The organism is Cupriavidus sp. 05T42 (assembly GCF_056396345.1).
This window is the reverse complement of record NZ_JBFTLH010000018.1, coordinates 1-18582: the sequence shown is the minus strand read 5'-3', so window position 1 is coordinate 18582 and position 18582 is coordinate 1. Positions and strand designations below refer to the sequence as shown.

15 protein-coding genes are annotated in these 18582 nt (G+C 68.2%); 11 read left to right on the top strand and 4 right to left on the bottom strand.

Features of this window, described 5'->3' with window-relative positions; genetic code table 11:
• Positions 1–133 precede the first annotated feature (133 nt).
• The 9 genes from AC1EJR_RS21275 to AC1EJR_RS21235 all read left to right on the top strand — a co-directional run bounded on the left by AC1EJR_RS21275 (position 134) and on the right by AC1EJR_RS21235 (position 10250).
• Positions 134–1438, top strand: coding sequence for an alkaline phosphatase family protein (locus AC1EJR_RS21275; protein WP_477113660.1), 1305 nt, complete (start codon positions 134–136; stop codon positions 1436–1438).
• A gap of 64 nt (positions 1439–1502) precedes the next feature.
• A complete protein-coding gene (locus AC1EJR_RS21270) occupies positions 1503–2765 on the top strand; it encodes a cytochrome-c peroxidase (RefSeq protein ID WP_477147524.1) in 1263 nt (420 codons plus the stop codon).
• A gap of 205 nt (positions 2766–2970) precedes the next feature.
• Positions 2971–3645 (top strand): CDP-alcohol phosphatidyltransferase family protein, encoded by a 675-nt coding sequence (locus AC1EJR_RS21265; RefSeq protein ID WP_477147523.1) that lies wholly within the window; start codon positions 2971–2973, stop codon positions 3643–3645.
• 7 nt (positions 3646–3652) lie between these two features.
• Positions 3653–4480: a HalD/BesD family halogenase gene (locus tag AC1EJR_RS21260; protein WP_092301095.1), complete on the top strand. Its 828-nt coding sequence runs from the start codon at positions 3653–3655 to the stop codon at positions 4478–4480.
• Positions 4477–5478: a flippase-like domain-containing protein gene (locus tag AC1EJR_RS21255; RefSeq protein WP_477147522.1), complete on the top strand. Its 1002-nt coding sequence runs from the start codon at positions 4477–4479 to the stop codon at positions 5476–5478. Before AC1EJR_RS21260 ends, AC1EJR_RS21255 begins: the two co-directional genes overlap by 4 nt.
• A gap of 24 nt (positions 5479–5502) precedes the next feature.
• Complete coding sequence (locus tag AC1EJR_RS21250; RefSeq protein ID WP_477113658.1) at positions 5503–6288, top strand: phosphocholine cytidylyltransferase family protein; 786 nt, start codon at positions 5503–5505, stop codon at positions 6286–6288.
• Positions 6285–7994, top strand: a complete 1710-nt coding sequence (gene aepX, locus AC1EJR_RS21245) for a phosphoenolpyruvate mutase (RefSeq protein ID WP_454757048.1) — start codon at positions 6285–6287, stop codon at positions 7992–7994. The genes AC1EJR_RS21250 and aepX overlap by 4 nt, the downstream gene beginning before the upstream one ends.
• The gene (aepY, locus tag AC1EJR_RS21240; protein WP_477106112.1) at positions 7991–9196 is read left to right on the top strand and encodes a phosphonopyruvate decarboxylase; all 1206 of its coding nucleotides are present in this window, start codon (positions 7991–7993) and stop codon (positions 9194–9196) included. The genes aepX and aepY overlap by 4 nt, the downstream gene beginning before the upstream one ends.
• Complete coding sequence (locus AC1EJR_RS21235; RefSeq protein ID WP_477147521.1) at positions 9183–10250, top strand: 2-aminoethylphosphonate aminotransferase; 1068 nt, start codon at positions 9183–9185, stop codon at positions 10248–10250. The genes aepY and AC1EJR_RS21235 overlap by 14 nt, the downstream gene beginning before the upstream one ends.
• Positions 10251–10399: 149 nt before the next feature.
• Here the strand turns inward: AC1EJR_RS21235 and AC1EJR_RS21230 are convergent, their stop codons facing one another.
• Entirely contained in the window at positions 10400–10735 is a 336-nt protein-coding gene (locus tag AC1EJR_RS21230; RefSeq protein ID WP_177220013.1) for a helix-turn-helix transcriptional regulator, read from the bottom strand.
• 62 nt (positions 10736–10797) lie between these two features.
• Entirely contained in the window at positions 10798–12396 is a 1599-nt protein-coding gene (locus AC1EJR_RS21225) for a phospholipase D family protein (RefSeq protein ID WP_477113657.1), read from the bottom strand.
• Between the two features lie 130 nt (positions 12397–12526).
• On the opposite strand from AC1EJR_RS21225, the gene AC1EJR_RS21220 reads away from it, so the two are divergent.
• Entirely contained in the window at positions 12527–13606 is a 1080-nt protein-coding gene (locus AC1EJR_RS21220) for an alkene reductase (protein WP_441644207.1), read from the top strand.
• A 25-nt stretch (positions 13607–13631) separates the two neighbouring features.
• Here the strand turns inward: AC1EJR_RS21220 and AC1EJR_RS21215 are convergent, their stop codons facing one another.
• On the bottom strand, positions 13632–14771 hold the full coding sequence (locus tag AC1EJR_RS21215) for a Rieske 2Fe-2S domain-containing protein (protein WP_441591016.1): 1140 nt from the start codon (positions 14769–14771) through the stop codon (positions 13632–13634).
• Positions 14772–15014: 243 nt separating this feature from the next.
• On the opposite strand from AC1EJR_RS21215, the gene AC1EJR_RS21210 reads away from it, so the two are divergent.
• On the top strand, positions 15015–16961 hold the full coding sequence (locus tag AC1EJR_RS21210; protein ID WP_441644206.1) for a PAS domain-containing hybrid sensor histidine kinase/response regulator: 1947 nt from the start codon (positions 15015–15017) through the stop codon (positions 16959–16961).
• Positions 16962–16980: 19 nt separating this feature from the next.
• Here AC1EJR_RS21210 and AC1EJR_RS21205 read toward each other — a convergent pair whose 3' ends face one another.
• Positions 16981–18066 carry a flavodoxin family protein gene (locus AC1EJR_RS21205; protein WP_477147520.1) on the bottom strand — a complete coding sequence of 362 codons (1086 nt, stop codon included), beginning with the start codon at positions 18064–18066 and terminating at the stop codon, positions 16981–16983.
• Between the last annotated feature and the right edge of the window lie 516 nt (positions 18067–18582).

Sequence of the window (18582 nt, the reverse complement as noted above, 5' to 3'; positions counted from 1 at the left end):
ATCGCCCTGCGTCGCCATTGATTCCTCAACTGTCACAAAACAAACATACAAGTTTGTTTATATCTGGCCCGCGCGCGGCAAGAGAGCCCATGGTCCGGCCGCGCGCGCACCCACGACAACAAGGAAATTCCGAATGTTCAAGCTCCCCCGAGCCGGCTGGCTGGCCGCCTTGCCCGCCGCCGCCTGCGCCGCGCTGGCCGCGTTGGCTATCTCCGCCTGCGGTTCCGACGACAACAAGAGCACCACCACCACGCCGCCTGCCGCCGAAGTCCCGGCCCCAGTCGTGCCGAAGACCATCCAGTCGGTGCGCCACGTGTTCGTGATCACGCTCGAGAACCAGAACTACGCCACCACCTTCGCGGCGGACTCCAAGGCGCCCTACCTCTCCAAGACCCTGGTTGCCCAGGGCGCGCACCTCCAGCAGTACTTCGGCACCAGCCACGTCAGCCTGGGCAACTACATCGCCATGATCAGCGGCCAGTCGGTCACCGCCGACACCCAGATGGACTGCATGGTCTACAAGGACTTCGCGCTGACCGGCATGGCCGACCACGGCCAGGCCATCGGCACGGGCTGCGTCTATCCGGCCTCGATCAAGACGCTGCCTGACCAGCTCAAGGCCGTGAACCTGGCCTGGAAGGGCTATATGGAGGACATGGGCAACGACCCGGCCCGCGAATCCGCCACGTGCGGCCACCCGGCGCTGAACGCCACGGACGCCACCCAGTCGCCCCAGGCCGCCACGGCCGGCGGCGTGCCGGCGGACCAGTACGCCACGCGCCACAACCCGTTCGCCTACTTCCACTCGATCACCGACTCGCCGGACTGCGCGACCAACGTGGTCAACCTGAACAAGCTGACCGACGACCTGAAGACCGTGGCCACCACGCCGAACTTCACGTTCATCACGCCCAACCTCTGCAACGACGGCCACGATTCGCCGTGCGTGGACGGCGCGCCGGGCGGCCTGGTCTCGGCCGATGCCTTCCTGCAAAAGTGGGTGCCGATCATCATGGCTTCGCCGGCCTACCAGCAGGACGGCCTGATCATCATCAATTTCGATGAAAGCTCGTACTCGTCGCAGGCCATCGACACTACCACCACGCCGCCGACGCTGAACATGATCTTCTCCGGCCAGACCTGCTGCAACCAGCAACCCGGCCCGAACGTCACGTTCCCGATCACGCAGAGCTTCCCGGCCTCGGTGTCGCACTATCCGTACGACATCAACCTGGTCACCCAGAGCCATGGCGGCGACCGCACCGGCGCCGTGCTGCTCTCGCCGTTCATCAAGCCGGGCACGGTGTCCACCACGCCGTACAACCATTACTCGATGCTCAAGAGCCTGGAAGACATCTTCCAGGTGGGCGGCTACCTTGGGTACGCGGCGCAGGACGGGCTGGTGAGCTTCGGCACCGATATCTTCACCAACCTTTGATCGTCATCTGATCGACCACTGACTGCCGCCGGGTTGCGCAAGCGCCCGGCGGCTTGCCGTTGCCATGACCCTCGATACCGGATTGCCGCGCCGCCTGGGCGCCCTGCTGTGGCTGGCTATGTGTGTGAGCCTGCTGGCTGCCTGCCAGCCGCATGATGTTGCCACCCCGGCCGCCGCCGCGTCAGCCCCCGCCCCCGCCAAGCCCGACGCCGCCACGCTGGCCAGCCTCGGCAAGGCGATTTTCTTCGACCCCACGCTGTCTGCCTCGGGCCGGCAATCGTGCGCGAGTTGCCACGATCCCGCCCACGGCTACGGCCCGCCCAATGCGCTGGCCGTGCAGCTTGGCGGCCCGGACCTCACCCGCCAGGGCAAGCGCGCCACGCCCTCTCTGGCGTACACCCTCAATCGCACGCCGATCTGGCACAAGGTGCAGGTGGCCAGCCTCAGCGAGCGCCTGACCGAGACCGATAGCCCGCCCACGGGCGGCCTGATGTGGGATGGCCGCTTCAACAGCCTGCGCGAGCAGGCCGGCGGCCCGCTGCTGGATCCGGACGAGATGGCGAACCCGGACCGCGAAGCCGTCGTAGCCAAACTACGACGTGCTGCCTATGGCGACGCCTTCCGCGCCGCCTTCGGCGCCAATGTGTTCGACGATCCCCAGCGCGCCTTCGATGCCGCCACCCAGGCCCTCGAGCGCTTCCAGCTCGACGACCCMGGCTTCCATCGCTACAACAGCAAATTMGACGCCTTCCTCGATGGCGAAACCACCCTCAGCGCCGCCGAGACACGCGGTTTGCGGCTGTTCTCGGCCCCGGCGAAAGGCAACTGCGCGGCCTGCCATCGCATCGACAAGGGCGCCGACGGCTCCCATCCGCTGCTGACCGATTACCAGTTCGCCGCGCTCGGCGTGCCGCGCAACCCGGAGATCGCCGCCAACGCCAATCCGCAGTATTACGACCTCGGCCTGTGCGGCCCGAAGCGCACCGACCAGGCCGCCCAGCAGGGCTACTGCGGCATGTTCAAGACCCCCACGCTGCGCAACACGGCGCAGCGCGGCGCGTGGTTCCACAACGGACGCTTCCACAATCTGGAAGACGTGGTGCGCTTCTATGTCGAACGCGACCTGAAACCGGCCAAATGGTATGGGCGCGATGCGCGTGGCCGCACCGTGGCCTACGACGACCTGCCGCCCGCGCTGCGCCAGAATATCGACGACTTCGACCCGCCGATGGACCGCAAGCCCGGTGCCCGCCCGGCGCTGGACGACCGAGAGATCCGCGACGTGGTGGCGTTCCTGCGCACCCTCGACGACGGCTTCCGGCCCTAGCCCGCTTTTCGGCCGCCATCGCCCGCCCCGGGGCGGCGCCAGCGCCACATTGCAGGTGCCGCCCCCAGCGCCCGCCGGGCCCGTCCTCAGTGCGCCGTCCCGCAAAAAGGCGTATTCTGGTGCGCTTGTCATTCCCGCGCCACCGGCGTAGTGTTGCGCATCGCCCGGCCCCTCCGCGCCGGGACGCGTTCCAGATTGTTGACGGATGAACCAGAAATCCCCGAATTTCCCGGATGAGCCGCCCATGCCGCCCACCTGGGATGCCCGCCTTGCCCGCCGCCTTGTGCGGCCCCTCCGGAATACCCGAGTCACCCCGAACCACCTGACCACGCTGCGCCTGCTCATCGGGCTGGCCGGCGTTGCCTGCCTGGCGCAGGGGGGCTACKCGTGGACCAATTACGGCGCCCTGCTGGTCGTGCTGTCCAACTTCATCGATCACACCGATGGCGAACTGGCGCKAATCAGCGGCAAAGGCAGCAAGATCGGGCATTTCTACGATCTGGCCAGCGACGCCCTGATTACCGTGTTGTTGTTCGTCAGCATGGGCATGGCGATTGGCGCGACCGCGCCCGCGACCACCGAGGCGATCGGCCCCGTGGGCCGCGGCACCGTGGCCGGGCTGGCGGTGGCCCTGATCTTCTTCCTGCGCATGCGTATAGAATCGCGGGTTGGCAAGAGTGGCACCAAGCAGGCTTCCGCCGCCKGGTTCGAGACCGAGGACGTGCTGTACCTGTTGCCGCTGGTCAYGCTGACCAGCAGCATCGGACCGTTCCTGGCGCTGGCCTCGGTTGGCGCGCCGCTGTTTGCCCTGCTTGTGATCATCGACTACTGGCGCGTCATGCGGCGCCCCCAGGCGGTCGGCACCCCAACGAAACATTGAGGCAGCCATGACGGAACAGGCTACCCGCGACATCGCGCTCGATTCCCCGCTCGATCCAGTCATCGACGCTCCCGCGCCGCCTCCGCGTCATGCGGGCCACCCGGATGCCGCCGTGGCACGCGCGGCGGCCGGGCTGGACACGCCCGCGCTGCGCGCCGACTTCGACCGCCAGGGCGCGTTCCTCTACCTCGACACATTCCTGCCGCCCGAGCAGTGCGCCGAGCTGGAGGCGCTGGCCCGCGCGCTCCAGCCGGGGCTGAACCGCAACTACCTGCCCGGCCACAAGCAGGGTGGCAGCGTCAGCCGGCACACCATCGACGAGCAGGCGCCCTTCATTGCCGAACTCTATCGATCGCCCGCGCTGATTCATTGGCTTGAACAGGTCACCGGCGACAAGCTCCAGGTCTGCCCGCCCACCGACCCGCACGCCTACGCGCTCTATTACTACACGCGCCCGGGCGACCATATCGGCTGGCACTACGACACCTCCTATTACGACGGCCGGCGCTACACGCTGCTGATCGGCGTGCTGGACGAGTCCTCGTGCCGGCTCGAATACGAACTCCACACCCGCAACCCCGAGGTGCCCGACGAACCGGGCGCGGTGCAGATTCCGCCGGGCGGCATCGTGCTGTTCGATGGCGACAAGCTGCGCCACCGCATCACCCCGGCCGGCCCGAACGAGATCCGCGTGTCGCTGACCTTCGAATACGTGACCGATCCGGGCATGCGGCCGTGGCTGCGCTTTATCTCCAATATGAAAGACGCGGTGGCCTATTTCGGCTTCCGGCAGGTCTTCAAGCGCCTGCTATCAGGCGGGAAGTCTGGCAAGTGACGCGTGCCGCATTTATTCTGCTGACGATTGGCGCGGCGCTGTTTGTCGCGCTGTTGGCGTGGCAGGGCTTTGGCGCGGTCACGACCACGCTGATGTCGGCCGGCTGGGGCCTGGCCGTGGTCGCCGCGTTCCACGTGGTACCGCTGGCGCTGGACGCCGCCGCCATCGCCGTGCTGGTGGACCGCACCGCGCACCATGGCTCGTTCTGCACCGCGCTGCGTGCGCGCTGGGCCGGCGAGTCGGTCAACAGCCTGCTGCCGGCTGGCCAGATCGGCGGCCCGGTGCTGATGGTGCGCTACCTCGCCCATCATGGCGCCCGCATGCGCGACGCCGCCGCGGCCATCACCGTCAGCACGACCACGCAGGCGCTCTCCCAAATGCTGTTCGCACTGCTCGGCATTCTGCTGTTCGGTGCGCAAGGCAACCTCTCCGACCAGCGCACGCCGATCATCGCCGTGACGGTGGTCCTCGCCCTGTGCGTGCTGGCCTTCTGCATCCTCCAGCGGCGCGGCATGTTCGGCCGGGTGATGCGCGTGGCCGCGCGCGTGTTCGGCAAGCGCAACTGGGATGATCTGGCGTTGCGCGCCGATGCCGTGGACGAGGCCATCCGCGCCCTCTACCGCGACCGCCGCAAGGTAGCCGCCAGCTTCATGCTGAATCTGGCCGGCTGGATCGTTGGCACCGGCGAGGTCTGGCTGATTCTTTACTTCCTGGGCCATCCGGTGAGCTGGCACGAGGCGTTGCTGCTGGAGAGCGTGGGTCAGGCGATTCGTGGCGCGGCGTTMGCCATTCCCGGCTCGCTCGGCGCGCAGGAAGGCGGCTATCTGCTGCTGGCGCCGCTGGTGGGCCTGCCGCCCGATGCCGCGCTGGCGATGTCGCTGGCCAAGCGCGTGCGCGAACTCGTGCTCGGCATTCCTGGGCTGCTCTACCTGCATCACAGCGAGCGTCGATACCAGCGCCGGCGCACCCGGCAGGCCGCGTGGCAGGGCTCCGAATAATTCAAGCAAGGTGAAAAGACAATAATGCGAGCAATCATTCTCGCCGCGGGCCTGGGCCTGCGGCTTCAGCAACAGCCGGGCAAGCAGTTTCCGAAGTGCCTGCTGCGCTTTGACGGTATCACCCTGCTCGAGCGCCACCTGCGCATGCTCGACGCGGCCGGCGTCACGGAAGTTGTGCTGGCGCTGGGCTTCGAGCCCACTCAAGTGCAGGCCGAACTGGCCCAGATCGAGCGCCCGGCCGGTCACCCGCCCGTGGAAATCGTGCTGAACCCGCGCTTCGACCTCGGCAGCGTGCTGACCGTGCACACTGTGGCGGACGCCCTCGCGCGCGGCGGCGACGTCCTGCTGATGGACGCCGACGTGCTCTACGATGAGCGCATTCTCAACGCACTGGTGGCCGGCGAGACGGTCAACCGCCTGCTGATCGACCGCGATTTCGAGGCCGGCGACGAGCCCGTCAAGCTCTGCCTGCGCGACGGCGTGCCGGTAGAGCTGCGCAAGCAGCTGATGGCCGACCTCCAGTACGACACCATCGGCGAATCCGTAGGATTTTTCCGATTCCAGGAACACACGGCACGCCGGCTGGCCGAGATCGTCAAGGGTTACGTCGATTCGGGCCGCGCCAACATGCCGCACGAGGAAGCCGTCCGCGACCTGCTGCTCGAGTCGCTGGCCCAGCGTAACCACCAGTTCGACACGGCCGACGTAACCGGCGCGCCGTGGATCGAGATCGATTTCCCCGGCGACGTCGAACGCGCCGCCAATGAAGTCCTGCCCCAACTTCTGCCCATCGTGGGATTCGCACAATGAACGCCATCGACCCGAACCTGCTCGCCACCTCCCGCGCCGCCCGTCTGCGCCAGATGCTGGTGTCCAACCAGCTCGAATTCATCATGGAAGCCCACAACGGGCTGTCCGCGCGCATCGTGCGCGAGGCCGGCTTCAAGGGCATCTGGGCCTCCGGGCTGGCCATTTCGGCCCAGTTCGGCGTGCGTGACAACAACGAGGCCAGCTGGACTCAGGTGGTGGACAACCTCGAGTTCATGGCCGATGCCAGCGACCTGCCGATCCTGCTCGACGGCGACACCGGCTACGGCAACTTCAACAATGTGCGCCGTCTGGTGCGCAAGCTCGAGCAGCGCGGCATTGCCGGCGTCTGCATCGAGGACAAGCAGTTCCCGAAGACCAACAGCTTCATCGACGGCGAGCGCCAGCCGCTGGCGGAAATCGACGAATTCTGCGGCAAGATCAAGGCCGGCAAGGACTCGCAGACCGACGACAATTTCTCGATCGTCGCCCGCGTGGAAGCCCTGATCGCCGGCTGGGGCATGGAAGAAGCCCTGCGCCGCGCCGAGGCCTACCGTCAGGCCGGCGCCGACGCCATCCTGATCCACAGCAAGCTGTCCAAGCCGGACGAGATCCTGACCTTCGCGCGCGAATGGGCAGGCCGGGGTCCGCTGGTCATCGTGCCGACGAAGTACTACAGCACGCCGACCGAGGCCTTCCGCAAGGCGGGCATCAGCCTCGTGATCTGGGCCAACCACCTGGTGCGCGTGGCGGCCTCGTCAATGCAGGCCGTGGCCCGCGAAATCCACGACAGCGAAACGCTGGTGAACGTGGAAGACCGCATTGCCTCCGTCAACGAGATCTTCCGCCTGCAGGACGCCGACGAGTACTCGGCCGCCGAGAAGATCTACCTGTCCGGCGCGCAGGTGCCGGGCGCCGCCGTGGTGCTGGCGGCTGGCCGTGGCAAGGGCCTGGAGGCGCTGACCGAAGACAAGCCCAAGATCATGCTGCCGGTGGCCGGCAAGCCGCTGCTGCGCTGGCTGGTCGATGGCTTCAAGAAGCAAGGCATCAACGACATCACCGTGGTGGGCGGCTACCAGGCGCAGGCCATCGACACGGCCGGCATCAAGCTGGCGGTCAACGAGCGCCACGCCCAGACCGGCGAACTGGCCTCGCTGGCCTGCGCGGCCGATGCCATGCAGACCGACACCGTGATCGCCTACGGCGACCTGCTGTTCCGCAGCTACATCCTGCGCGATCTGCTGGAATCCGACGCCCCGTTCAGCGTGGTGGTGGATTCCTCGCAGACCGCACCGTCGAACCAGAGCGTGCGCGACTTCGCCTGGTGCTCGGGCGGCGACGACCGCGACCTGTTCGGCCAGACCATCACCCTGAAGAAGGTCTCGGACACCCTGCCCGCCGCCGGCGAAGCCCAGCCCAATGGCCGCTGGATCGGCCTGTTCAGCGTGCGTGGCGAAGGCCGCGCCAAGCTGCAGGCGCTGCTGGCCAAGCTGCGCGAGCGGCCTGACTTCGACCAGCTCGACCTGCCCGACCTGCTCAACGCGCTGGTCGAAGCCGGCGAGAAGGTCGAGGTCAAGTACGTGCACGGCCACTGGCGCGGTGTGAACGATCTGGACGATTTCCGCCGTGCCGGCGACTTCGCCCATACGCAGACGCCGTACGCCCTGGGGAATGTCGACGGTGAGGCCGACGGCGAGGCCGCCCGATGATCGAGGCGGTCCAGTTCGTGGAGGCCGCGCGCGAGCGTGGCTTCCAGTGGTACGCGGGCGTGCCCTGCTCGTACCTGACGCCGTTCATCAACTACGTGGTGCAGGACAACTCGCTGCATTACGTGTCGGCGGCCAATGAGGGCGATGCCGTGGCCTTTATCGCCGGCGTGACGCAAGGCGCGCAAAACGGCGTGCGCGGCGTGACGATGATGCAGAACTCGGGCCTCGGCAATGCCGTCAGCCCGCTGACCTCGCTGACGTGGACGTTCCGCCTGCCGCAGTTGCTGATCGTGACGTGGCGCGGCCAGCCCGGCGTGCATGACGAGCCCCAGCACGCGCTGATGGGCCCGGTCACGCCGGCCATGCTGGAAACCATGGAAATTCCATGGGAGCTGTTCCCGACCGAGCCAGCCGATGTCGGCCCCGCGCTGGACCGCGCCGTGGCCCATATGGACGCCACCGGCCGGCCCTACGCGCTGGTCATGCAGAAAGGCAGCGTGGCGCCCTATCCGCTGACGGCCCAGACGCCGCCGCAGGCACGGCCCAAGGCCACGCCGCAGGTGTCGCGCCGCAACGTGCCGGCCGCCGAACTGCCGAGCCGCCGCGACGCACTGGCCCGCGTGATCGCCCATACGCCGGTCGACGGCACCGTGGTGCTGGCCTCCACCGGCTTTTGCGGTCGTGAGCTTTATGCGCTCGATGATCGGCCGAACCAGCTCTATATGGTCGGCTCGATGGGCTGCCTCACGCCGTTCGCGCTCGGCCTCGCGCTGGCGCGCCCGGACCTGCGCGTGGTGGCCATCGATGGCGACGGCGCCGCGCTGATGCGCATGGGCGTGTTCGCCACGCTGGGCGCCTACGGCCCGGCCAACCTCACGCATGTGCTGCTGGACAACAACGCGCACGACTCCACGGGCGGCCAGTCGACGGTGTCGCACAACGTGTCGTTCGCCTCGGTGGCGGCTGCATGCGGCTACGCGTCGGCAGCCGAGGGCGATCACCTCGACCTGCTCGACCAGGTCCTGCAAGGCGCCGCCACGGCCAAGGCCGGCCCGACCTTCGTCTGCCTGCAAACCCGCGCCGGCACGCCGGACGGCCTGCCGCGCCCGACCGTGACGCCGGTGGAAGTCAAGACCCGCCTCGGCCGCCAGATCGGCGCCGATCAAGGCACAAGCCAAGGCACCGACCATGCTGCTGCTTAACCCGGGCCCCGTCACGCTCTCCGAGCGTGTGCGCCAGAGCCTGCTGCAAACCGACCTGTGCCACCGCGAAAGCGAGTTCTTCGACCTTCAGGACGAAGCCCGCGCGCGGCTGCTGAAGATCTACGCGCTCGACGCCGCCGCATGGTCCACCGTGCTGATGACGGGCTCGGGCACCGCCGCGCTGGAAAGCATGATCGCCGGCCTCGTCCCCGAGCAGGGCAAGCTGCTGATCGTGCAGAACGGCGTCTATGGCGAGCGCATCGCGCAGATCGCCACGCAGTACCGCATCGCGCACACGCTGGTGAAGCACGACTGGATGGACGCGCCCGACCTCGACCGTATCGCCGCCGCCCTCAAGGCTGACAAGGCGATCACGCACGTGGCGGTGATCCATCACGAGACCACCACCGGGCGGCTCAACGACATCGCCGCCGTGGACCGGCTCTGCCAGGAACACGGCGTGCGCCTGCTGGTGGATGCGGTGAGCAGCTTCGGCGCGGAGGCCATCGATTTCGGCGGCAGCATCGACGCCGTGTCCGCCACGGCCAACAAGTGCCTGCACGGCGTGCCCGGCGCGGCCTTCGTCATCGCCCGGCGCAGCGCGCTGGCGCAGGCGGCCAGCCGCACCTACTACCTGGACATCGGCCGTCTGGCCAAGCTCCAGGACCAGCGCAACACGCCGTTCACGCCGTCCGTGCACGCGTACTACGCGCTGGTGGAAGCGCTGCGCGAGCACGAKGAAGAAGGCGGTTGGCAGGCACGGCATCAGCGCTACGCCGCACTGGCCGAACAGGCCCGCGCAGGGCTGGCGGCACTCGGCATCGAACCGCTGTGGCCCGCCACCCAGTCGTCCGTGGTGCTGCGCGCGTACAAACTGCCGCAAGGCGTGACGTACGAGCAACTTCACGACGGCCTGAAGGCGCGCGGCTTCGTGATCTACGCCGGCCAGGGCGGCCTGTCCGCGCAACTGTTCCGCATCTCCACCATGGGCGCGATCACCCCGGCCGACATCGACCGGCTGGTGGACGGCTTCAAGGCGCTGACGCAGCGTTAGTCGGCTAGTCGGTCGGCTAGTCGGTCGGCAAGTCGGTCGGCTAATCGATCATAGGGAATCCGGCAGCGGGGTAAAGCAGACGGCCCAGTCGTCGGCTTCCTGCTCGCCGATTCCCTCGTCCATCAAACCCTGTTTCCAGCGGCCCTGCCTCAGAAGTCATTGTCGAGTGCCCTTCGAATGCGCACGCGGCGCTCGCCGGGCTGGTATTCGAGTGCGGCGCCTTCCTGGTCGAACGCGGCGTCGGCCACGACGTCCAGTTCGCGGTCGAGGCCCATGACCCAGAGGGCGCGGGCGAAGGCGCCGATGGCGGTGTCGGGGCTGCCGCGCTCGATGGCCTCGATGGTCGAGCGGGACAGGCCGGCGCGCTGCGCCAGATCGACCTGGCGCAGCTTGCGATGCTGCCGGGCGTCCCGGATACGGGAGCCGAGCGCGGCGAGGCGCAATCCGACTTCAGGGGGCAGTGGCGAGGCGATCGGGCGTGTCATAACAAGCATTATTGGCGTTACTGCTTGTTATAGCAAGCACAGACACACATGTGCCTCTGTCATCACAACTCCGACTCCACCGGCAGCAGGCGCATGAAGCCTTGGCCGATACGGTTCCAGGTGCTCATGTCCGGCTCGCTGGTGTAGGTGCGCAGCACGCCGTCCTCCCGGGTGATCCAGGCCAGTTGGAGGTTGCCGGTCTGGGGGTCGGGCAGCAGCACGACCTGGTAGGCGGCGTCGAGCAAGGCATCGTCGAGCCGCTTGCCAAGCATGTCGCACAGCGGCGCGCTGTCCACGACGATGCCCATCTCGGTGTTGAGCCGCGCCGAGCGCGGGTCCAGGTTGAGGGAGCCGATGAACAGCAGGCGCCGGTCGACCATATAGGTCTTGGCGTGCAGGCTGGCCCGGCTGCTGCCGCCCATGCCGTGCCCCTTTTTCTCCTTCGCCATTTCCGCGTAGGCGCTGGGCTTGAGTTCATAGAGCAACACGCCAGCCCGGAGCAGCGCCTCGCGGCGCGGGGCGTAGCCGGCGTGCACCGCCGAGACATCGGTGGCGCCGAACGAATTCGTGAGGATGTGGACCTGCACGCCGCGCTGTTGCAGCCCGGTCAGCCACGCCATGCCGGCATCGCCGGGCACGAAGTACGGGGAGACCAGCGTGAGGTCGTGCTGCGCGCTGCCCAGCACCTTGGTGAGCGCCGGAATCGCGTGGGTCGAATCGTCCTCGGGCGGCAGCGTGACCTTGGCGGCGCGGTCGGCGATGACCGTGGCGCGGCCCCAGTAGGCCGGCAGCGCCTCCTGCTGGATGGCGCGGATCACGCCGGACTCCAGCACGGTCTTGCCGTACGGCGTGGCGCGCAGCTTGACCTTGCGGTCGTCCAGGTACTGGCGCACGCGCTGCTGGAAGGCCACGGTCTCGGCGTCCGACTGGGGCGTCGCCAGGGTGGCGAGCGGATAGGTGGCCTCGGCATTCCAGTAATCGTCGAACACGGCCGAGACCTGCGGCACCACCGGGCCGGCCGCCAGCAGGTCCAGATCGCTGAAATCGACATCGCTCTTGGCCGCGAAGTAGGCATCGCCGATATTGCGGCCGCCCACCACGGTGAGCTGGTTGTCCGCCGTCATCGACTTGTTGTGCATGCGCCGGTCCACGCGGCGGAAATCAGTAGCGAACTCGAACATCCGCACGCCCCGGTTGGCAAACGGATTAAACAGGCGCACTTCGACGTTGGGATGGGCGTCCAGCGCGGCCAGCGCCTGGTCCTGGCCATCCGTGTGGAGGTCATCCAGCAGCAGCCGCACGCGCACGCCACGATCGGCGGCAGCCATAACCTCGGCGAGCAGGGTCAGGCCGGTGTCGTCGGCATCGAAGATGTAGTACTGGAGGTCCAGGCTGCGCTGGGCGGTGCGGGCCAGCGCGAGGCGCACGGCGAAGGCATCGGCGCCGGCGGTGAGCGGATAGAACACCGATTCGCCGGGATGCTGCGCCAGGCGCGGCGCCAGTGCCCGGCCGAGTGCGGTATCGGCGGTATCGGCGGAATCGGCCAAGGCCAGGGCCTGTGTCGGTGGCTGGGCCGGATGCGGCGGCAGGTTGGCGCAGCCCGCCCCCAGCATCGACATCACGATCACTCCTGCCGCCATCAGCCAGTTTGCAACGCGCATCGGACCGCTCCTGGATTGTTCCACCCGCAACAATTGAGTGGGTCGAAATCGACGTTTGCGATCTTACCGCGCGCTGCTAAGCTTGCGTTACTTGCAGTTTGCAAGCTTTATAACCGTGACGGATATGCTTATGCCCACCCTGTTCGATCCCCTGCAAATTGGTGACCTGGCGCTGCCGAACCGCATCGTCATGGCGCCGCTGACCCGGCTGCGCGCCGCCGAGCCCGTGCATGTCCCCAACGCGGTCATGGCCGAGTACTACGCCCAGCGCGCCTCCGCCGGCCTGCTGATTTCCGAGGGCGTGCCCATCTCCGAAGACGGCGTGGGCTACCAGAACGTGCCGGGCCTGTGGTCCGGCGAGCAGGTAGCAGGCTGGAAACAAGTGACGGATGCCGTACACGCCGCCGGCGGCCGCATCGTGGCCCAGCTGTGGCACGTGGGCCGGATTTCCGACCCGAGCCTGCTCAATGGCCGCCAGCCTGTGGCGCCGAGCCCGATCGCGGCCGGGGGCAATGTGAGCCTGCTGCGTCCGCAGCGTCCCTTCGTAGTGCCGCGTGAACTCACGCGTGACGAGATCCGCACCGTGGTGGCCGACTTCGGCCGCGCCGCCGCCAACGCCAAGGCGGCCGGTTTCGATGGCGTGACCATCCACGCCGCCAACGGCTACCTGCTCGACCAGTTCCTGCAGGACGGCAGCAATGTGCGGACGGATGAATACGGCGGATCGATCGAGAACCGCGCGCGCATCCTGCTGGAAGTGGCGGATGCCGTGACGGCCGTGTGGGACGCCAAGCGCGTGGGGGTGCATCTGGCGCCGCGTTCGCCCAGTCATTCGATGGCCGAAAGCCAGCCGGCCGAGACCTTCGGCCATGTGGCGCGGGCGCTGGGCCAGCGCGGCCTGGGCTTCCTGTTCGTGCGCGAGACGCCGGGCGAAGGCGCCCTGCTGCCGCTGCTGAAGCGCGAATTCGGTGGCGCGATCATCGCCAACGATGGCTTCGACCAGGCCGCCGCGACGGCTGTGCTGGCGACGGGCGATGCCGACGCCGTGGCGTTCGGCCGCGCGTACATCGCCAATCCGGATCTGGTGGAACGGCTGCGGCTGGGCGCCGACCTGAACGCGGTCGACCCGGCCACGATGTACGGCACGGGCGGCGTCGAGACGCGCGGGTATACGGACTACCCGACGCTGGAAACCGCGTCGGCGTCGTAATGGCGTAGGTCGGCTGGGACGGGGTTCAGATCTTCTGGATCGGAATCACCGTCCGGCCGCCGCACTCGCGCAGCAGGTCGCGCAGGTCGCGGATGACCGGGAACACCTCGTGGTTCCAGTCCGCGCCCTGCTTGTCGTGGGCGGCCTGTTCCATCTCCACGATCTCGCGGTCTTCCTTGAAGATCCGTTCGGTGAACCAGACCAGCAGCGGCCACGCCAGGTCCAGCGCGAACGGCAGCCCCGGGCGACGAATCGACAGCATGCCGAAGGTCCGGTTGGTGCGCTGCGCCGCGTCCAGCGGCACGTAGGCAATCCACAGGTCCATCACCAGCGTCCCGCTGCCCGAGCGAATCTGCAGTGTCTGATAGGGATAGACGGTACGTACCGTCATCACATCCTTGCTGGCCTCCCCGCCGTCCTTGCTGAACACCAGCGCCTCGCCCACGGGCTGCTTGCCGCCCTCGCGGGTGAAGGTGTAATCGACCTCGACGAAGCCCTCACCGCGCCTGCGCCCGACCGAGCGCGCGCGCATCATGCCCATCTGGCGCCGATGCAGGAACTGATGGTTCATGTCCATCAGGTTTTCATGCATGAACGAGTAGTGGCACTTCACCGCGCGGCCCAGGCGGCGGGTCTTGTACTGCTTGTCCGCCACGGAGGCGAAGGCCGGCAGCGGCTTGCTGTCCGCCAGCGCGGGGTCCCCGGGGAAGACGAAGATCAGGCCAGCCACTTCCTTGCAGGGGTAGGCGCGCACGCCGTTGGGCAGGCGTTCCTTGCCGAGGTAGGGCACGTCGATGCAGCGGCCAGTGCAGTCGTAGGTCCAGCCGTGGTAGCAGCAGCGGATCGATTCGCCATCGACCACGCCCGCGTGCAGCGGCACCTGTCGATGGGCGCAGCGGTCTTCGAGCGCGAACACGTTGCCGCTCTCGGTGCGCACCAGCACGATCGGGTCGCCCGCGAAGCGCACGCCGTGCGCCTTGCCGCGCTTCACTTCCTTGGACCAGGCTAGCGGATACCAGTAGTCGGGGTGGATCGGCACGCGCCGCAGGTCCCGCACGCCGACGTCACCGGCCAGTGGCTGCGGCGCCGCCATGGCGGCTGGCGGCGGCTCCGCCTGCACGGCTGAATCGATGGTTCGGCGGTCAAGCGCGGACTCGGCATACATGCGTGGCGTCTCCGTGGAGCCAGGACTGGCAGGGAAGCGATCGAGTCTACCCCATTGCGCCCCCCCGGTATGTCGGCATTTCTCCGACGTTACCCCACCCCGGCACGCCCCGCGCCACGTGTTGCGGAGCGGCGACAGCCCCGGCCTGCCCGATGGGTGGGAATCTCCTGCCTGCGGGTAGCCACCGGGCCAGAAATGGTCGAAATCTATGTATCCTTGGAGGATCTGAAGCCAGCCAACACGATGCCGCGCCCCGCATCCCCACCCTCCCCGCCCCCGCCGCCTTCGCAGCCTTCGGGGCCCTCGCCAGCCGCCTCGCCCAACGATGTGGATAGCGAACGCCTGCGCACGCTGGTGGAGGCCGTCACGGACTACGCCATCTTCACGCTGGACGCCGAGGGCCACGTCACCAGCTGGAACACCGGCGCGCAACGGATCAAGGGCTATGCGCGCGACGAGATCGTCGGCCAGCATTTCTCCCGCTTCTATACCGACGAGGCGCGCGCGCGTAACTGGCCGGGCATGGAGCTGGAGACCGCCGCGCGCATCGGCCGCTTCGAGGACGAAGGCTGGCGCGTGCGCAAGGACGGCACCCGCTTCTGGGCCAACGTGGTCATCACGGCGCTGCGCGACCCCAAGGGCCACCTGCTCGGCTTCGGCAAGGTCACGCGCGACATGACCGAGCAGCGCCTCGCCGCCGAGGCCCTGCGCCAGAGCGAGGAAACCTTCCGGATGCTGGTGGAGAGCGTCAAGGACTACGCCATCTTCATGCTCGACCCGCACGGCCGGGTGATGAGCTGGAACGCCGGCGCCTCCTATATCAAGGGCTACCGCCGCGACGAGATCGTCGGCAAGCACTTCTCGGTCTTCTATCCCGCCGAGGACCTGGCGGCGGACAAGCCCGGCCGCGAGCTGGCCATCGCCCGCGCCACGGGCCGCGTGGAGGACGAGGGCTGGCGCGTGCGCAAGGATGGCTCGCTGTTCTGGGCCAACGTGACCATCACGGCGGTCTATGACGAGCGCCAGAACCTGCGCGGCTTCGCCAAGGTCACGCGCGACATGAGCGAGCGCAAGCGGCTGGTCGAACTTGAACAATCGGAGCGCCGCATGAACGAGTTCCTGGCCACGCTCTCGCACGAGTTGCGCAACCCGCTCGCGCCGATCCGCAACGCACTGACCGTGATGCGGCTGCGCCCGCAGGAGCCCGCCGTCACCGAAAAGAGCCTGAGCCTGATCGACCGGCAGATGACCCACCTCACCCGGCTGGTGGACGATCTGCTCGACGTGGGCCGCATCGCCGCCGGCAAGATCGAGCTGCGGCGGGAGCCGATGCAGGCGCGCGAGATCATCGCGCTCGGCATCGAGGCCGCCGAGCCGACGCTGGCCGCCAAGTCCCAGCCGGTGGGCGTAACCGCCGCCACCGAGGACATCCCGCTGTTCGCGGACCGCACGCGGCTGGTGCAGGTGATCCAGAACCTGCTGCTCAATGCCTCCAAGTTCTCGCCACCGGGCGCGTCGATCTCGATTACGTCGATGGTGCGCCACCGCACGCTGGTGATCCAGATCATCGACCATGGCCGGGGCATCGCGCGCGAGTCGCTCGACACGATCTTCAACCTGTTCGTGCAGGAAGACCGCCCCGGCAGCACCGCGCAGGGCGGGCTGGGCATCGGCCTGTCCCTGTGCCGCTCGCTGGTGGAGATGCACGGCGGCTCGGTCTCGGCCACGAGCGAGGGGCCCGGGCTGGGCGCCACCTTCACGGTGCAGCTTCCGCTGGCCGCGGCGTTCAATCCGGCCGGCGAGAACGCCGATGCCGCCGCCGGCACGCCCCGGCCGCTGCGCGTGCTGCTGGTGGATGACAACCGCGACGCCGCCGACAGCATGGCAATCCTGCTCGAGATGTCCGGCCACGCCGTGACGATTGCCTACGATGGCATGGAAGCCGTGCACGTGGCGGCGCGCATGCGGCCGGACGTGGCGCTGGTCGACCTGGCCATGCCGGGCATGGACGGCTTCGCGGTGGTCCACGCGCTGCGCCAGATGCCCGCGCTGGCCAACACGCGCTATATCGCGATGACCGGCTTCGGGCAGGCCTCGGACCGCCAGCAGACCCAGGAGGCCGGCTTCCACCGGCATCTGGTCAAGCCGGTGGAGCTGGAAGCGCTGCTCCAGGCCATCGACGCCGGCTAGCATCGCCGGCCTCATCCCCCTACTTCACGCGCGGCGCCGGCAGACCCTMGTCCGCCTGCGGGAGGCCGCCGGACCGGCGCAGCCGCACCGCGCTGGCCACGGCCCCGGCCACGGTTTCCACCTCGCGCTGCACGTCCCCATCGACATCGAGTTCACGGTGCGACGTCGCGTAGGGCTTGTAATAGCCGATGAAACGGTCGAGCCGGGCCTTCTGCCCCGCATCGACCAGCCCCATCCAGTCGAGCCAGTCAGACAGCGCGCGCCGCACGCCTTCGATGCCGGCCACGTCGCCATGCACCGCGAGGCCGTAGACCCGGCCCGCGAGGTGCTTCGGGTAGTCCCAGCCCTTCAGTTCCAGTGCCTTGGCCTCGGGCACGGTCTTGCCGTGTGTGCTACTCGGGTCCGGGTTACCGCCATCGGCGCAGACCAGCCGGTCCATCATCAGCTTGAGCGGGCTGGTCACCTGATACCAGTACACCGGCGTGATGATCATCACGCCGTGCGCGGCGGCCCAGCGCGGGTAGAGGTCGTTCATCCAGTCGTTGACCTGCCCGAGCGCGTGGTTCGGATAGCAGCTGCACGGCCAGTGGCATAGCGGCATGGCGGTGGAGACGCAGCCCTTGCAGGGGTGGATCTGGCGGTCCGGGTCCGAGGTCAGCACGCTGAGGTCGAGCACATCGACGGTCATGCCATCGTGTTCGAGCCGCGCCCGGGCCAGTTCGGCGAGCCGCCATGACTTCGACATCTCGCCCGGGCAGGTGAAGTCGTTGCGCGCGGCAGCCACCACCAGCAGCACGCGGGGCGGCGTGGCGGGGTCTGACTGCCGTTGCTGCGCTGCCGCGATGGCGTCCCGGGCGGCGAGCCATTCCACGGAGACGTCGTAGCCGGGGTCCGCCGCGCCCGGGCCGGCCTTGGCGGTCAGCGGCGCCTTGCGGCTGTCGGCGTAGGCGGCCCAGGCGATGGCTTCGAGCCGGTCGATCGCGGCCTCTTCGGCGCGGAACGCCGGGTCGTAGAAGCGCGCCCGGAAGCGCTCGCGAAACGCCTCGCGCGGCATTTTTTCGGTGACCTGCCCCTTGCGCACGTCGTGGGCGGCGTCTTTGTCCATGGCGTTMCCCCTCTGTGGTGACGCATAGGTCTCTGCAAGATAGGCGCCACCCCGCAGCGCCCGCCAGTGGGGCGGCTTGGCAAGTCTTACAAGGGGATGCATGGAGAACGATGCAGGTTTTGCGCGCGGCGTCGCCCGTGGATACGCCGTCCCTCTCCCCCGCCCCTCTCCCGGAGGGAGAGGGGAGAAAACCAGGGGCCCATCAAAGCCTGTCGGTGTGCTCCCCTCGCCCGCTTGCGGGAGAGGGGAGAAAACCAGGGGCCCATCAAAGCCTGCCGGTGTGCTCCCCTCGCCCGCTTGCGGGAGAGGGGAAAAAACCAGGGGCCCATCAAAGCCTGTCGGTGTGCTCCCCTCGCCCGCTTGCGGGAGAGGGGAAAAAACCAGGGGCCCATCAAAGCCTGCCGGTGTGCTCCCCTCGCCCGCTTGCGGGAGAGGGGAGAAAACCAGGGGCCCATCAAAGCCTGCCGGTGTGCTCCCCTCGCCCGCTTGCGGGAGAGGGGAAAAAACCAGGGGCCC

Excerpts from the sequence above, each read along its gene's own strand:
- AC1EJR_RS21250 (WP_477113658.1), top strand. The coding sequence starts at position 5,503 with ATGCGAGCAATCATTCTCGCCGCGGGCCTGGGCCTGCGGCTTCAGCAA.
- AC1EJR_RS21260 (WP_092301095.1), top strand. The coding sequence starts at position 3,653 with ATGACGGAACAGGCTACCCGCGACATCGCGCTCGATTCCCCGCTCGAT.
- AC1EJR_RS21225 (WP_477113657.1), bottom strand. The coding sequence starts at position 12,396 with ATGCGCGTTGCAAACTGGCTGATGGCGGCAGGAGTGATCGTGATGTCG.
- AC1EJR_RS21210 (WP_441644206.1), top strand. The coding sequence starts at position 15,015 with ATGCCGCGCCCCGCATCCCCACCCTCCCCGCCCCCGCCGCCTTCGCAG.
- aepX (WP_454757048.1), top strand. The coding sequence starts at position 6,285 with ATGAACGCCATCGACCCGAACCTGCTCGCCACCTCCCGCGCCGCCCGT.
- AC1EJR_RS21275 (WP_477113660.1), top strand. The coding sequence starts at position 134 with ATGTTCAAGCTCCCCCGAGCCGGCTGGCTGGCCGCCTTGCCCGCCGCC.
- AC1EJR_RS21220 (WP_441644207.1), top strand. The coding sequence starts at position 12,527 with ATGCCCACCCTGTTCGATCCCCTGCAAATTGGTGACCTGGCGCTGCCG.
- AC1EJR_RS21230 (WP_177220013.1), bottom strand. The coding sequence starts at position 10,735 with ATGACACGCCCGATCGCCTCGCCACTGCCCCCTGAAGTCGGATTGCGC.
- aepY (WP_477106112.1), top strand. The coding sequence starts at position 7,991 with ATGATCGAGGCGGTCCAGTTCGTGGAGGCCGCGCGCGAGCGTGGCTTC.
- AC1EJR_RS21215 (WP_441591016.1), bottom strand. The coding sequence starts at position 14,771 with ATGTATGCCGAGTCCGCGCTTGACCGCCGAACCATCGATTCAGCCGTG.